This window comes from Actinomycetes bacterium (assembly GCA_022599915.1).
Lineage (GTDB): Bacteria > Actinomycetota > Actinomycetes > S36-B12.
The window spans coordinates 25,826-40,597 of sequence record JAHZLH010000048.1; the positions used below are offsets into that span (position 1 = coordinate 25,826).

Here is a 14,772-nt window from a genome sequence, read left to right on the forward strand (position 1 = left end):
GACCTAGGTTAGAGGTTGCGGTCGAAGACGTATTTCAGGCCATGCAGTGTGAGGTGTGGATCATGGTGAGTGATGGTGTCGGATTCGGCTACGACGATCTCTGCCAAGCCTCCGGTTGCCACCACCGCCTCCGCCTCGCCCAGTTCCTCGGTGATACGTCGCACCAGACCATCAACCTGACCGGCAAAGCCATACAGCGCACCAGATTGCAGCGCCTCCACCGTATTGCGACCAATCGCTGAGCGCGGCCGAATGAGCTCCACCTTGCGCAACTGGGCGGCTCGTTGCGCTAGCGCATCAAGGGAAATCTGAATTCCCGGCGCTAACGCACCACCAAGGAAGTCACCCGTTTCCGACACCACGTCGAGGTTGGTGGAAGTCCCGAAGTCCACCACGATCGCTGGGCCGCCGTAGCGGTGGAAAGCAGCCAGCGTATTGACGATTCGATCCGCTCCGACCTCTCGCGGATTATCAGTCTTAACCGATACCCCGGTCTTAGTGCCCGGCTCAACAATCACTCGCGGAACGTCGGGAAAGTAGCGCTGGAACATCAGTCGCATCTCATGCAGCACGGCCGGTACCGACGCACACAGCGCCAAACCAGTTAGTTCTGGCTGATCCTCCAGCAGGCCCCGGTAGGTCAGCATCATCTGATCTGCCGTCGTGCGGCTGTCGGTGGGAATCCGCCAAGAGTCACTGAGCTCAGCACCTAGGAAGGAGCCAATCACGGTGTTGGTATTCCCCACATCAATAGCGAGTAGCACGATCAGTCCTCTCCGGTGGTCATCGTCAGATCCGCCCCAATATCCAGAATCGGAGACGAGTGTGTCAATGCCCCGACTGCGATGTAGTCCACGCCAGTAGCGGCGACCTCGGCAGCAGCCGCCACCGTGAGCCCACCTGATGCTTCGAGGCGGGCTCGACCTGCGGTGATCCTGACTGCAAGCCGCATCTGCTCCGGAGTGAAGTTGTCCAGCAGCACCAGGTCCACGCCGGCAGCCAGCACCTCGGTCAGTTGATCGAGCGAGTCAACCTCGACCTCCACCGCTAAGCCGGGGAACCGCTCTCGGACTGCTGCAAATGCCGCCGCCACGCCACCAGCAGCCAGAACGTGATTGTCCTTGACCAACGCCGCATCTGACAGCGACATCCGATGGTTCTGGCCACCACCACACCGCACGGCGTACTTTTCCAGCTGTCGCATTCCCGGTGTGGTCTTGCGGGTATCCCGGACCACCGCGCCAGTATCACCGATTGCTGCCACCCATTCCTGGGTAGCGGTGGCTACGCCAGACAGGTGGCACAGCACATTGAGCGAGGTGCGTTCCGCGAGTAACAGTCCGCGCGTTGGGCCGGTGACGCGCAAGATTCGATCCCCAGGTGCTACTGGATTGCCATCGGGAGTGGTCACCTCGATCGCCGCCGCTGCACCAGCCACGAGATCGAAAACGACTCTGGCTACCACGGCGCCGGCTACGACCCCGGAGCCTCGCGCCACCAGATCCAGGGTGGCCCGCTGCTCTTTCGGCACAGTCGCCACAGTGGTGACGTCGACGCCGCCGTCGAGGTCTTCGGTCAGGGTGTTCGCCACTAGTTCCGCGACTGCCGCTGGCGACAGCCCCGCCTGCTCCAGCCCAGCCGCCGATTCAGCGGAGATTGGCTGCCAATCAGTCATGCCCAAGTCTCCCATCGTGGTGTCTGACAGGGTGTCTGCCGGGTCAGCCACTCACCATCAACAAGTTGGGTGGCGAGATGCAGTCGCCAATGTTCGTCATCCACCGCGGGGAAGTCATCACGCCAATGCGAGCCGCGAGTCTCGGTCCGAAGCAGCGCTAGTTGGGCGATCGCACTGGCAACCACAGCCAGATTGGCCACCTCCCAGTCAGCGGTACCTGGTTCACCGGGGAAGTCTGCCGGTAGCTCAGCTACAGCTGCTGCTGCAACTTTCAGCGAATCGGCGGTACGGAGCACCCCGGCACCCTCCGACATGGCGCGTTGCAGCAGTGGTCGGGAAGCGTTGCTGATCACACCCAGCGAGCCGGTCCGCACTATGGGGTCTCGTTGCGGTGGTAGACCTGCCTGCAGTACCTCGGCAATGCGTTCCGCAAAAACCAATCCCTCAAGCAGCGAGTTCGACGCCAATCGATTGGCGCCATGCACTCCGGTGCAGGCCACTTCGCCGCAGGCAAAGAGCCCACGAATCGATGCCCGACCAGCCAAGTCCACCCGGACACCACCACTGGCGTAGTGCTGCGCTGGCACGACTGGAATCAACTGCTGCACCGGATCGATTTCCATGTCACGGCAGCGCTGCAAGATCGTCGGAAAACGTCGTCGCCACGTGCCTTCGCCCAACTTCCGGCCATCCAGCCATGCGTGTGGTGCCCCAGTCGATCGCATGGCCTTCATGAGCGTCTTCGCTACCACGTCCCGCGGAGCCAGATCTCCTAGCGGATGGATACCGGTCATCAACTGCCGACCGGCTGGATCGAGCAATACTGCACCCTCACCACGCACGGCTTCAGAGATCAACGGCTGTTGCCCTTTCGCTCCCGGCCCTTGCCACAATACGGTCGGGTGAAACTGAATGAACTCTAGATCTGCCAGCACCGCGCCGGCTCGGGCTGCCATGGCTACACCATCACCGGTAGCAACCAGCGGATTGGTGCTGGCCTCAAACACCTGCCCTAGCCCTCCGGTCGCTAGGACCACCGCAGGTGCAGCGACTGCGCCAACACCGTCTCGCTGTCCTTGGCCGATCACGTGCAGGCTAACCCCCTGCACCGCGCCACGATCATCCAGCAGCAGGTCCAGCGCCAACGCTCGTTCGTAGAGCCTGATCCCGTCATCTCGTCGCACTGCGGCCACCAGCGCCCGGGAAATCTCTCGTCCGGTCGCGTCTCCGCCAGCATGGGCAATGCGATCTCGTAGGTGACCACCTTCCCTGGTCAGGGATAGTTCCCCCCCTGCCTCGCGATCGAATCGAGTACCGAGCGCGGCCAGACCGCGAACCGCGTCCGGCCCCTGCTCGGCAAGGACGCGCACTGCCTGTTCATCGCAGAGTCCGGCGCCAGCGACCAGAGTGTCCTGCAAGTGTTCCTGTGGGGAATCGTCATCGTCTAACGCTGCTGCGATACCACCTTGCGCCCATTGGGTTGAGCCCTCATCGACTCGACCTTTGGTGACGACCTGTACTCGAAGTCCGGATTGCCGCAGTGAGAGCGCCAGCGTCAATCCAGCAATACCCGAGCCGACAATCACCACGTCAGCGCTTTCCCACCACCCGGGCTCCGGCGTGGTCAAGCGATCGCCAATGCCAGTCACGACTGCCCCAAACTGATTGCGATGTTGTCAATCAACCGGGTCTCACCGAGGTACGCAGCAATCAGCATTCGGGCCGAGCCAACGTCGGGGACTGCACCCAACTCTGGGTCCCGAACAACGAGATAATCGATCACTAGCGAGGCCTCACTGGCAAGCACTTGCCGGGCAGCTGCGAGCGCCGCAGTTGCGCCATCGCGCGCATGTGCCGCTCCAGTCGCAAGTGCCGCCGAGATGGCCACTGCGGCCTGCCGCTGCTGCGGATCCAGGTAGCGATTGCGACTCGAGCGCGCCAACCCATCCTCTTCGCGAACCGTTGGTACCGACCTCACCTCAAAAGGTAACTGCAGCTGTTCGGTCATCCGCCGGATGAGCACAAACTGCTGATAGTCCTTTTCACCAAAGAAGGCCGCCTGTGGGTGGGCCAACAGCAAAATCTTGGCTACTACCGTCAGCACTCCCCGAAAATGTCCGGGTCGACTGGCGCCCTCCAACTCCTCACCGAGCGGTCCAGGATCCACGGTGATCTCCCGTCCGGCTCCGTAGACATCGTCAGCCAGCGGGGCAAAGACCGCAGCCACCCCTTCCTCTTGACACACCGCCAAGTCCGCTTCCCAGGTCCGGGGATAGCGTTCGAAGTCCTCACCCTCACCGAACTGAAGCGGATTCACGAAGATGGTGACCAAGACCTGACCTTCCGGCCCAGCCCATTCCCGCGCTGACCTCATCAACTGTCGGTGGCCCTCATGCAGAGCTCCCATAGTCATCACGACAGCACGACGCGGATGCGCGGGCCACTGCCGCAGTTGAGCGACAGTTTCAATCACTTCCGGAGCCATAGCCCAAGCATGCCGCAACTACCAGGTACCGCGCCCACCACGGGTTACTCGCCGAGCGCAGCGATTACTTCGGCGGCGCTTACCGGGTCCAACAGACCAGCGGCCACCGCGCGGTCAGCGGTCCGGCGGGCCATAACTCGATAGGCCACCGCAACCTCGGGCGATTCCTCGCTGAGTACCGCTAGATGGCTAGCCAACGTGGCCGCATCGCCGCGGGAAACCGGGCCAGTGAGCGCCCGATCACCGAATCGCAGTGAATTGTCTAATGCTGCGCTCAGCAGTGGGGCCAAGAACCTGTCGGGTTGTTCGACACCGGTACCAGCCAATAGGTCCATCGCATCAGCGATGAGCGTCACCAAATGGTTGGCACCGTGGGCCATAGCCGCGTGATACTGCACTCGTCGATCTTCGGCGACGTACATCGGTTCGCCGCCCATCTCCACCACGAGAGCAGCAGCGACCGGTAGCAACTCCTCCGTAGCGGTCACACCGAACGGGCAACCAGCTAACCGCTCGAGATCCATGCTGCTGCCATTGAGGGTCATGACTGGATGCAAAGCCAGCGGTATGGCGCCTTTGGCTGCCAGTGGCGCCAACACAGCTATCCCGTAGCGACCGGAACTATGCACGACGAACTGTCCTGGTCGACACCAATCGTTCTCGGCGATCGCTGCTGCCAGTGACGGCAAGGTGTCGTCCGGAACCGTCAGCAACACCAGGTCAGACCTTTCGAAAACATGCTCAATCCCGAGTAGCACTGCATCAGGCAAGAGGTCGGCGGCTCGCTGCTTGGAGTCGTCGGAAACGGCATAAGCCGCCACGACGTGATGCCCTGCGCCAGCGAGTGCCGCCGCCAGCACCGAGCCAGCCCGACCAGGTCCGATGACGCCCACGTTGAGGCGAGCAGCCTCACTGGTCACGACTTCTCATCTCGCTGTTGCATCCAGCGCCCGGCCGGATCCGATTGCAACGCCTGCTGTGCTCGCTGATTTTGCGCATCTGCGAGGGCCCGTGCCTCGGCGGCATCTCGGTAGAGTGCCACCACCTCCACCGGTCCCGGTGGTGAATCGAGGTGCATGGTCGCTAGTCCCAGTCGCCGCTGCCACGGCCCCTGGGTCACCCGCACCGATTGCGTGCGAGCGTGGGGGGCCACCGCCAGATGCCAGACAAAGCGCCCCCGCGAGGTCACCAGCACCCGATCATCCCAACCAACCCCCAACCGGCGGTGTTGAATCGGAGCGCGCCACTTTGCCTGCTTGGGCGCCGGATGCAGCGGCGTCTTGCGCGCGTCCACGCCGGGAAGAATCTCATTGACAACCGCAACTGCAACGTCGTAGGGCGCGACGGGAAGCAGTACCTGCTTGAACGTATTGGCACCCTGCTGTTGATCGCTGTCCGACTCCATTCCGGCAACGGTGATTCGCACCCGTACCCAGTCCCGCGAACGCCAGAGCCAGGACTGCACGAATTCCACCGATTGCAGTCGACCCGGTGGAACCGTTTGCGCCTGCACCTGCAAGAGTCCGGATCGAGTCCGCAACCCGTCAGGTGACTTAGCCACAGTGAAGCCGTGGAACCCAAGGTATTCGGAAGCCACCGCGATCAACGGCACACCACCCAGGAGCAGCCAAAACAGACCGGCCGGGCCAGTGGCGAACCAGGTGACCACCACGACCAACAGCGTTGCCAAAAACAGCACGACTGTGACACCGCGCAGCAGCAGCGATACCAACAAGTCTTTGGTGGGGACCTCCACCAGCGCTTGTTGTGGCGCTTCTCCGGCGTCGGGATGCAGACCCGCTGCACGAGCGATAACGGAGTTACGCAGGTTCTGCGCATCCTCATTTCCGAGGTATTGAATCTGGGCGCGAGAGTCGCCAGTTCCTGCGACCTCCACAGTCACCTGCGACAGACCAAACAATCTGGGGATAAAGGGCTGGACCACGTCCACCCCTTGCAATCGCGATAGTTGCAACCGCCGTTCGGTTCGCGTCAGCACACCGGAAGCGACCCGTAAGTCTCCCTGCTCGTCGAACCAAAACGTCAACCGTCGCCAGGACACGTAAGCAAACCCGGCGATAAGCAATGCGATCAGCACCACCACCCCAATGGTGATTGCCAGGGCCACAAACAGTCCTTCACCTGCGGTGTTTTGGCCAATAGTGATGAAGCCCACAAACAACGCGAACGGCAAAAATCGTGCCCCGGTAACCAGGGGGGTGAGTTTGTGGGTACGTCTCGGCTCAGTAGCTCCCAGCCCCGCACCCGTCTCGACCTGGCTCATATCCCGGCTGACCTCTCCTCACCACGGGCAGCCAATCGATCGCGGAGCGCCCCGGCGTTTTCCGGCGGCAACCCAGGAATCTTGGCATCGGTAGCGGCAGCTGCGGTGTGGAGCTGCACCGTGGAAAGTCCGGCCATCCGGTCGATAGGACCCGCGACGAGATCTACTAGCTGCATGCGACCGTAAGGGACGATGACCATTCGGCGAAACAAGATTCCGGAACGAACGAGCAGATCCTCTTCGCGCTCCACGTACCCGTACGCCTTCACCTGCCGCCCAATCAACCACCACAGCCAGACCAGCAGGATCAGCGCAACCAGCACCACTACTCCGCTCCAGAGCGGAACTCCGCTGACTGCGAGCGCTACTGCAGCGACGCCCACCAAAACCACCAGCCAGAACACCATGACTAGTCGCCTTACCCGGGTCAGTTTGGGGGAGATCGGCTGCCAAGCTTCGCCAGGTGGTACGAAAGGATTTTCTGCGCCAGCGCTCATGTCTTTAGGCTAGCGCCTACCCCGGACGCAGTGGCGTTCGCCAGAACCGACCAGACAGTCCAGCCGGTGACGGCAGCGTCCGATACGGACGTAACGGGGTCCGTAACAGTCGCAGTCGCGGCGCTGGCTCCGGTTCGCTGGCAGCCAGCGACTCCGGCGGTGAGAGCGACAGTTGCGGGGGCGTCGTCAAGGCGCCATCAGGCTGGGGCTGCGGTTCAATCGATGGACTGATAGGCGCTGGCGAAACGGGTGCACTGGCGGTGGGATCTGGGGTCGGCTGTGGCGCCGACTTAGGCGGTGGTGGTGGATCGATCCAGTCCTCACTCATAGACACTGCAAGTGCATTTTCTTTACTCGCCTGGGCAACGCCGCCCCAACTGTCTAAGTCAGACCAGGCCGGGTTGGCCAAAACCCCGAACCACAGCGACACCGCGACCAGACACACAAACACATGCCGAATCATGAGTCGTTCTCCGGGAAGAACCGTGTGAATGACTCATCCTTGCTCGCCGGCTTCACCGGGAAAAGTTCATCGGCATTCGCCGGCCACTACGAGGCCGCCCCACCACAGCCAACGACGGGATCGCCCGGAAATTCCGCCCCGCCAAAGTCGGCGCCGAGGACGCTTTTCTCGGTTGGTTATGTCTCGCCCAGATGGCAGGAAAAGCTGCCGAACTGACTCATTGGAGACCCCACCACGGGCATCACTAGTTCTACTACTCATCGCCGTTGCCCCGACCTTTTCCCACATCAGAATCGGACTCCGGAACCATAGAACAGTCCCCCAGCAAGCCATATCGGCGGTGCGTAGGCGGGTGACCGAGGCCACCTCTGTCGGCGGCGCGGGGGTTGTGGCTAGCCGCCGAATCGCAAGGTGATCCAAGAATCCGCGATCTGATTCGGATCCTGACCAGTGGCTAGATCACCAGCAAACTCTCGAAGATCCGCAGTGGTGATTTCCGCTTGTACGCGGTCCACCGGACCCTGGGCCGCTGCCTTAGTCTCGGTCAGCAGCGGGACGAGGTTCTCCGGCGGCAATAAAGAACTATCGTCCGCGAGTACGCGCAGACCCACAATGTCGTCGGCTACCGTGTCCAACTGGCCAACCGCAGCCGTGCGATCCAGCAATGCGTTCGGCACCTGCTCCCATGGCGTGACAAGGACCTCATCGATCGCTACTTCGTATCCATCAGTAAGTACTCCCAGACAGGTGTACTCATCCGCGCACCCGGTTGGGGCGGCCAGCACCACTGGATCAGTTTCACTGCTGCGGGCCAAATCGCTGAGGTTCGTAATGTCGTCTGCCCCGGCCCGGCCACGTCGCATCACGAACATCACACCATCTACCGCAGCCGCTGGTGCCAGCACGGAGATACCGTCGGACGTCAGTGCTGTCTGCAACTTCGTCACTTCATCATCGAGACTGCGTGATTCCGCCACCGTCGGCGAAGGGCTAGGTGACGGCGTCACGGTCACGTCGGTGGCGAGAACCGCTGCGGTCAGTTGACTGGCCGGAGCAGCCAACAGATCCGCCTCACCAGACTGAATGGCTGCGACGGCAGCTGTGAGGTCCTGCGGCGGTAGTCCTTTTGCCGGGATTCCACTGGCATTGAGGCTGGCGACGTACAGCGCTGCAATGACTTCGGGCACCCCAGGCCCGTACGAGGCAACGACGACCTCATCCGACACGGTCGGTTCCGGCGAGGGTGTTGGCTCCGGATCGCTAACGGAACATCCCGCAGCAGTCAGTGCCAGTGACGCGCACAACATCACCGTGACTGCGGGCAACAACCGCCGCAAAATCCCAGAGATCACTGACTCTTTCCCTTCGGACCGACTCAGATCAGCCTAACTGTCGATCAAACCTGACTGTCGCAGGAACTCTGTCGCGACCGCCTCGACCGGACGTCGGCCTAGTTCCACCTCCGCGTTCAGCATTTGCAGATCTTCGGTCGTCATGGCTGCCGATAACTCATTGATCGGTCCAATAATCCGATCGGTGACCGCGGCAGCTGCCATCGTGGGCGTTATGTTCTCGGCAATCTGCAGTCCCTGATCGTCCTCGAGGACCACAATCTCATCCGACGCCACCGCCCCCGAAGACGAGAACACAATGCCCACCTCAATGAGTCCCTGTTTCAATCCCTGGATAGTGAGTGGACCACCCGAATCTAGCGGCACGAACTTCTCCACTCGAACGTCGTAAACACGCTCGATGCCCGGCAGGCAAAACGGCCGCTCTGGGCATTCCGGACCACCGCCCAGAATGATGGGTGACTGCTGTGAGTACTCGCCGAGCTCACTCATCGTTTTCAGATCATGCTCCGCGGCGAACTCCCGAGTCACCGCGAAAGCGTTTTGATCTTGAGCAGGTGACGGGGGCAATAGTTCGATACTGCGGTTACGAGCGAGCCGCTCACCTTTCTTGAAGGTCTTCGCGGTGTCGTCACTAGCCAACTGAGCGGCCCCAGTGCCATTCTCTTGCTTATTCAGGAACTCGGTGAGGCTGCCCAGATATTCCGGAGTCAACTGGATTTCATTCTTCTCCAAAGCTGGCACGATCACTTCACGTGTCGTGAGTTCCTTGATTTGGGTGGGTACACCATTAGCTTCTAGGACTTGGGAATACAGCGAAGCAATGATCCGCGACTCGGTGAAGTTCGTCGTGGCAATGATCACAGTGTCGGCAGGTGCCGGTTCGTCAGCGTTGCCGTCGTCATCGGTCGACGCACAACCAGCGAGGACCACCGCGCCAGCCAACAACATCAGCAGCCAGAGTCTGGACGCGCGACGGCCGCGGCGCTGGCTGCTGGTGTGCCCGCTCAGACCCATAATCTCATCCAATCACAGCGATCTCATGCCAGCACGCGCTTACGGGGAAGCAGGGGCTGGGGTGGGAATTTCGGCGGCCTCTTCTTCGGCGAGCGACTGTTCGCGCAAACCCTTGGGAGTCACCCGCTTCTGCAGGAAAGCCAAGATCAATTCCGCCACCATGGCGACTGCCGCAGTCAGAATGGCACCAGCCACAATCAAGGTATTGTCCTGCAGGGCATAGCCGTCCACGACGTAGCGACCCAAGCCACCGCCACCGACCAATGCGGCTAGCGATGCCGTCGCAATCACCTGCACCGTTGCAGTTCTGACGCCGGCGGCAATCAGCGGCAACGCCAGCGGCAGTTCCACCCGCGTCAGAATTCGACCTGTTCCCATACCCATCCCATGGGCTGCGTCGATAACCTTGTCGTCTACGGCAGCCATACCGGCAAAGGTGTTGGTGAGCAACGGTGGGATCGCAAAGAGCGCCAGCGCCAAGATCGCCGCAAGGTTGCCGATGCCGATTTCCGGGATTGACGCCAAGATCGTGAGCAAGCCCAGCGTCGGGATTGCTCGGCCGATATTGCCAACATTTGTTGCCAGCAAGATTCCCTTCCGCTTGTGCCCCAGATAGAGCGCAATCGGCATGGCCACGATCAGCGCGATCATCATCGCCCAGAAACTGATCACGATCTGTTCCCAGGTTCGGATCGGAATCCCGTTGTCCCCGGTCCAGTTTGCCGGATCGGTGAACCACTCCCAGACGCTCATTCGGCCCACTCCAATTTCGACCACGGCGCCAATAGTCGCTCAACTAGCGTCAGCAACAGCTCGAAAATCAGCGCCAACAGCACGCAGGCAATCGTGGCGGTCATGATTTGGGCATGGTAAAAATTCGCCTGGAATCCCGACAAGATCAAGGTGCCAAATCCGCCGTAACCTACCAACGCGCCAATGGTCACCATTCCCACTGTGGATACGGTGGCGATCCTGACCCCAGCCAAAATTGTTGGTACCGCCAGCGGCACCTGCACTCGGGTGAGCAACTGACGGTCATCCATTCCCATACCGCGGGCAGCATCTACTGCGCTCTCGGGTACCGCATCGAGTCCCACCACGGTGTTACGCAACACGACGAGTAGCGCGTAGACCGCGAGAGCCAGAATCACCGTCCACGGCGTCAGGCCGAAGATTGGCCACAGCAGCGAGATGAGCGCCAACGAAGGAATGGTGTAAAGCAGACCGGACAGCCCCAAGACAGGACCGGTCAGATTCCGATAGCGTCGGACCAAGAAAGCGAGCGGGAAGGCAACAACCAAAGCAAGCAGTACCGAAGAGACCGTCAGAAAGATGTGCTGCCGACCAGCGTCAAGCAGCAATTCATAGTTCTCAACGACGTAGTCCCAGGAAAACCAAGGGTTGGGCGCCTCTTCGACTGTGGCCAGAGGCTTCATCTCATGAACACTAGCGAAAATCCCGCAATCATCCTGTCTCAACTGCGAAAGCAATATCCAGATGGAACGTTAGCGGTGGACAATCTGGATCTCACGGTCGGACGTGGCGAAGTCTGCGCGCTGGTAGGACCGTCCGGTTGCGGCAAGACGACCACCATGCGGATGATCAACCGACTCATTGAGCCCACTAGCGGCACCATTCGCATCGACGGTGAGGACATCCGTGAAGCAGACGTGAAGCTGCTGCGACGCAAGATCGGCTACGTGATTCAAGCCGTTGGCTTGTTCCCGCACTACACCGTGCGACGAAATGTTGGCACCGTTTGCCGACTGTTGGGCTGGGACAAGGAGCGGATCGCTACTCGAGCAGATGAGATGCTCGCCTTGGTCGGTTTGGATCCAGCTGAGTACGGCGACCGCTACCCCAGCCAGCTCTCTGGCGGGCAACGGCAACGGGTGGGAGTTGCCCGAGCACTGGCCGCGGATCCACCAGTTCTGCTGATGGACGAACCTTTTGGGGCGGTCGATCCCATCGCGCGCGAAAAACTGCAAACCGAATTTCACGCCCTGCAGCAGGAACTCGGTACGACCGTCGTCATCGTCACCCACGATATTGACGAGGCGGTACGACTCGGTGATCGAATAGCTGTACTGCGGGAGGGGGGAATCCTGGCCCAGTACGACTCACCAGCCGACATTCTCGCTCATCCAGTCGATGACTTCGTGGCGGATTTCTTCGGTGCGGATCGCCTAATCAAACTGATGGGCGTCACCGGAGTCGATGACGACCGACTGCCAGCAGCGGACATTGCCGATAGGGCCGCTCCGATGATCGAGCCTGAAGCGACACTTCGGCAAGCGACCATCGCAATCTTGGCATCACCTGACGGTCGGATCCGAGTTCCCGGTGACAATAACTCCGGTGATCGCGTCCTCACCCTGGAATCAATCAGAAAACTGCTACGCAGTGAGCGTGCCAGCTAGTCGGGTCGACTGGTCACCTACTGGCTAGCCGTGACCGTGTTGGCGCAGATAGTCTTCAAACCGAGCCCGAAACAGCGGTTCCAACTCACCCAAGTCTCCGGAGCCAAACAGTTCCCGGGCCGCCTCCACCAGCTCAGTGATAGTTCCTGAGAATTCACCCAGCGAGCCACCCTCATCGGCAGTCGCAGCTACGGCGGGGGTGTGTTTGATCAGATCGAAGAAGAAACCGACGTCGTGGCGCTTCTCCGCCAACTCGATTGCCTGGTGCTTAACTTCATCGAACGGCAGATCCGCTAGTTGATCGGTCATTAGTCCAGCCTAGGCCTACTCCGCTGGACGTCGCGGGCCAGCCCATCCATTCCGGTTTCGGAATCTTCCTCGTCTGCGGACCCATCATCTGCCGGCAGTCGACACACACTTTCCAGCCAGAGCGAAACTGCCACCAAAGCGGCCCCACCCAGGGCGCTGAATGCACACACCAGCAGACCTGATCGGGCCGCTGCCACCTGAGAGTCCGGCAGCAGGAACACTCCCACCCCCAGATAGAAGCCCACCGCCCCGGCACCCACTCGTGATCCTGCCAACGCCAGGGCTGCCGTCCGGGCAGCGACGACAGCAGGCAGTGGTTCCGCTCCGGGGCGACACAACAACCGCGGTCGAACGATCCATCCCCACATTCCCAAGGCAATCGCCATCAACCAAAGGGCACCAGCTGCTGTGGCGGGCAACGGCAAGTATCGACCAGCGAATGAGTCGACGAGCGCAGCGATACACCACGCTACGACTGCCGCAATCGCGGCGACAGCGATCAAGACTCGGAGTTTGGTCGGCGTCACAGTCCCACCCTAGCGCTGCCGTGATCAATTCAACGGTCCGCGACCGCTGGCCTCACGTCGTTCTTGTCACGATCGGACAGCGCGGCAAGTGCTGTAGCAACAGTGCCCACCCCGGGAATGACGAAATCAGGATCGATCTCTGCCCAAGGGATGAGGACGAAGGCTCGCTCGGTTGCCCGAGGGTGCGGCACGGTGAGCCTGGGGTCGGTTGTGACCAGCCCCGCTACCGCGAGGACGTCAACGTCCACCGTCCGCGGGCCCCACCTCACATCACGAACCCGATGAAGGTCCTCCTCAATTCGGTGTGCCAATGCCAGCAGATGCTCGGCCGCCGCTTCAGCCGGATGGCCAGTTTGCAGGTCGACAACAACCACGGCATTCAGGTAGTCCGGTTGCTCGGGTCCGCCGACGGGCGTGGTGTCGTAGAAACTTGATCGTTGTAACCGCACCACCCACGAGTCCGCCATGATGTGCGCCACCGCAATGGTGAGTGCCACTCGCGGGTCACCGAGATTGGCACCCAAGCCCAGGGCTGCTCTCACTGGTCACGCTCAACGGTCACGGTAACGTCACCGAAGGGAACGCCGACTGGCGCTTGCGGCTTATGTACGACGATGCGCACCCCCGCTACTCCGGGGAAGGTCAGACATTTCGCTGCCAATCGCTCGGCGAGCGTTTCGATCAAGTCGACTGGATCGCCCTCGATGATCGCAATGACCGCGGCGGCGACTTTCGAATAGTCGATGGTCAGTGCCAAATCATCTGCCGCGGCGGCCGGACGGATATCCGTTCGCATTTCCACGTCAACCTTGAAGGTCTGGCCGTTGCGCCGCTCTTCCGGCAAGACACCGTGATATCCGGTAGCCGCCAGACCGGTCAGCGTAATCAGATCGTGCATTAGTCATCCTCCTGCGCTAGGGCCGCAACTACTCGTACTGCATCTGCGCTACCCCGAACATCGTGCACCCGCACCGCCCAGGCACCTTCGGCAGCAGCCAGCGCACTGATCGCATCTGTTGCGGCGTCTCGTTGTGCCATAGGGCGTTGCTGTGCGCCGTCGGCCAATAGCTCCCCCAGGAAGCGCTTACGACTGGCACCGACAAGAACGGGATAGCCCAACTCACGCAATCGGGGCAGTCCACGCAGCAGCGCCCAATTGTGGGCTGGCTCTTTAGCGAAGCCGAGGCCTGGGTCGATAGCAATCCGATCGGCGGAAATACCTGCGGCCCGCGCTGCAGCTACTCGATCGGCAAGTTCAGCACTGACGTCGGCGACCACGTCTTCGGTGTAATTCGCCCAGCGGTCCATCTGATCGGAATGCGCGCGCCAATGCATAGCGATGTAGCCAGCCGGGGTCTGCGCCACCGCCGCCAACATCTCCGGATCGGCCAGACCACCCGAGACGTCGTTGACCAGGCAAGCACCCGCCGCTACCGCTGCCACCGCTGTGCTCGCTCGCATCGTATCGATGCTCACCGGAATGCCAGCGGCAACTAGTTCGGTCACGACCGGGAGGACTCGATCCGATTCAGTGGCCGAATCTACGCGCCGCGCCCCGGGCCGGGTCGACTCCCCTCCAACGTCGATGAGATCCGCACCTGCGGACACAAGTTCACGCCCGCGGGCCACCGCAGCCGCGGGGTCCGCCCAGCGACCACCATCGCTGAAGGAATCAGGCGTGACGTTGACGATGCCGATCACCAGACAGCGTCCGGGCCTACGAAGCGAAGTTGGCAGCCCCAG

At 61.3% G+C, this 14,772-nt stretch carries 18 protein-coding genes; 1 reads left to right on the plus strand and 17 read right to left on the minus strand.

Features of this window, described 5'->3' with window-relative positions; translation table 11 throughout:
- Nucleotides 1–8: 8 nt before the first annotated feature.
- The 12 genes from K0U62_07745 to K0U62_07800 all read right to left on the minus strand — a co-directional run bounded on the left by K0U62_07745 (nt 9) and on the right by K0U62_07800 (nt 11,209).
- Nucleotides 9–764: a type III pantothenate kinase gene (locus K0U62_07745; protein ID MCH9801405.1), complete on the minus strand. Its 756-nt coding sequence runs from the start codon at nt 762–764 to the stop codon at nt 9–11.
- 2 nt (nt 765–766) lie between these two features.
- Nucleotides 767–1,675: a carboxylating nicotinate-nucleotide diphosphorylase gene (gene nadC / locus K0U62_07750; GenBank protein ID MCH9801406.1), complete on the minus strand. Its 909-nt coding sequence runs from the start codon at nt 1,673–1,675 to the stop codon at nt 767–769.
- Nucleotides 1,672–3,324 (minus strand): L-aspartate oxidase, encoded by a 1,653-nt coding sequence (locus tag K0U62_07755; GenBank protein ID MCH9801407.1) that lies wholly within the window; start codon nt 3,322–3,324, stop codon nt 1,672–1,674. Before K0U62_07755 ends, nadC begins: the two co-directional genes overlap by 4 nt.
- Nucleotides 3,321–4,160, minus strand: a complete 840-nt coding sequence (panC, locus tag K0U62_07760) for a pantoate--beta-alanine ligase (protein MCH9801408.1) — start codon at nt 4,158–4,160, stop codon at nt 3,321–3,323. The genes K0U62_07755 and panC overlap by 4 nt, the downstream gene beginning before the upstream one ends.
- Before the next feature lie 44 nt (nt 4,161–4,204).
- Nucleotides 4,205–5,080, minus strand: a complete 876-nt coding sequence (locus tag K0U62_07765; GenBank protein ID MCH9801409.1) for a DUF2520 domain-containing protein — start codon at nt 5,078–5,080, stop codon at nt 4,205–4,207.
- Nucleotides 5,077–6,444: a PH domain-containing protein gene (locus K0U62_07770; GenBank protein MCH9801410.1), complete on the minus strand. Its 1,368-nt coding sequence runs from the start codon at nt 6,442–6,444 to the stop codon at nt 5,077–5,079. The genes K0U62_07765 and K0U62_07770 overlap by 4 nt, the downstream gene beginning before the upstream one ends.
- Nucleotides 6,441–6,941 carry a PH domain-containing protein gene (locus K0U62_07775; protein ID MCH9801411.1) on the minus strand — a complete coding sequence of 167 codons (501 nt, stop codon included), beginning with the start codon at nt 6,939–6,941 and terminating at the stop codon, nt 6,441–6,443. Before K0U62_07775 ends, K0U62_07770 begins: the two co-directional genes overlap by 4 nt.
- 16 nt (nt 6,942–6,957) lie before the next feature.
- The gene (locus K0U62_07780; protein MCH9801412.1) at nt 6,958–7,404 is read right to left on the minus strand and encodes a hypothetical protein; all 447 of its coding nucleotides are present in this window, start codon (nt 7,402–7,404) and stop codon (nt 6,958–6,960) included.
- Nucleotides 7,405–7,796: 392 nt separating this feature from the next.
- Complete coding sequence (locus K0U62_07785; protein MCH9801413.1) at nt 7,797–8,756, minus strand: hypothetical protein; 960 nt, start codon at nt 8,754–8,756, stop codon at nt 7,797–7,799.
- Between the two features lie 33 nt (nt 8,757–8,789).
- The gene (locus K0U62_07790; GenBank protein MCH9801414.1) at nt 8,790–9,773 is read right to left on the minus strand and encodes an ABC transporter substrate-binding protein; all 984 of its coding nucleotides are present in this window, start codon (nt 9,771–9,773) and stop codon (nt 8,790–8,792) included.
- 39 nt (nt 9,774–9,812) lie between these two features.
- The gene (locus K0U62_07795) at nt 9,813–10,526 is read right to left on the minus strand and encodes an ABC transporter permease (GenBank protein MCH9801415.1); all 714 of its coding nucleotides are present in this window, start codon (nt 10,524–10,526) and stop codon (nt 9,813–9,815) included.
- A complete protein-coding gene (locus K0U62_07800) occupies nt 10,523–11,209 on the minus strand; it encodes an ABC transporter permease (protein ID MCH9801416.1) in 687 nt (228 codons plus the stop codon). Before K0U62_07800 ends, K0U62_07795 begins: the two co-directional genes overlap by 4 nt.
- 3 nt (nt 11,210–11,212) lie before the next feature.
- Here K0U62_07800 and K0U62_07805 point away from each other — a divergent pair, with 3 nt between their 5' ends.
- Entirely contained in the window at nt 11,213–12,193 is a 981-nt protein-coding gene (locus K0U62_07805; protein ID MCH9801417.1) for an ATP-binding cassette domain-containing protein, read from the plus strand.
- Nucleotides 12,194–12,217: 24 nt separating this feature from the next.
- Here the strand turns inward: K0U62_07805 and K0U62_07810 are convergent, their stop codons facing one another.
- The 5 genes from K0U62_07810 to folP are packed head-to-tail and all read right to left on the minus strand — an operon-like array spanning nt 12,218 to nt 14,772.
- On the minus strand, nt 12,218–12,502 hold the full coding sequence (locus tag K0U62_07810; GenBank protein MCH9801418.1) for a hypothetical protein: 285 nt from the start codon (nt 12,500–12,502) through the stop codon (nt 12,218–12,220).
- Nucleotides 12,502–13,029, minus strand: coding sequence for a DUF3180 domain-containing protein (locus K0U62_07815; protein MCH9801419.1), 528 nt, complete (start codon nt 13,027–13,029; stop codon nt 12,502–12,504). Before K0U62_07815 ends, K0U62_07810 begins: the two co-directional genes overlap by 1 nt.
- Nucleotides 13,030–13,058: 29 nt before the next feature.
- Nucleotides 13,059–13,571, minus strand: coding sequence for a 2-amino-4-hydroxy-6-hydroxymethyldihydropteridine diphosphokinase (gene folK / locus K0U62_07820; GenBank protein ID MCH9801420.1), 513 nt, complete (start codon nt 13,569–13,571; stop codon nt 13,059–13,061).
- Nucleotides 13,568–13,927, minus strand: coding sequence for a dihydroneopterin aldolase (gene folB, locus K0U62_07825; GenBank protein ID MCH9801421.1), 360 nt, complete (start codon nt 13,925–13,927; stop codon nt 13,568–13,570). Before folB ends, folK begins: the two co-directional genes overlap by 4 nt.
- Nucleotides 13,927–14,772, minus strand: coding sequence for a dihydropteroate synthase (folP, locus tag K0U62_07830; protein MCH9801422.1), 846 nt, complete (start codon nt 14,770–14,772; stop codon nt 13,927–13,929). The genes folB and folP overlap by 1 nt, the downstream gene beginning before the upstream one ends.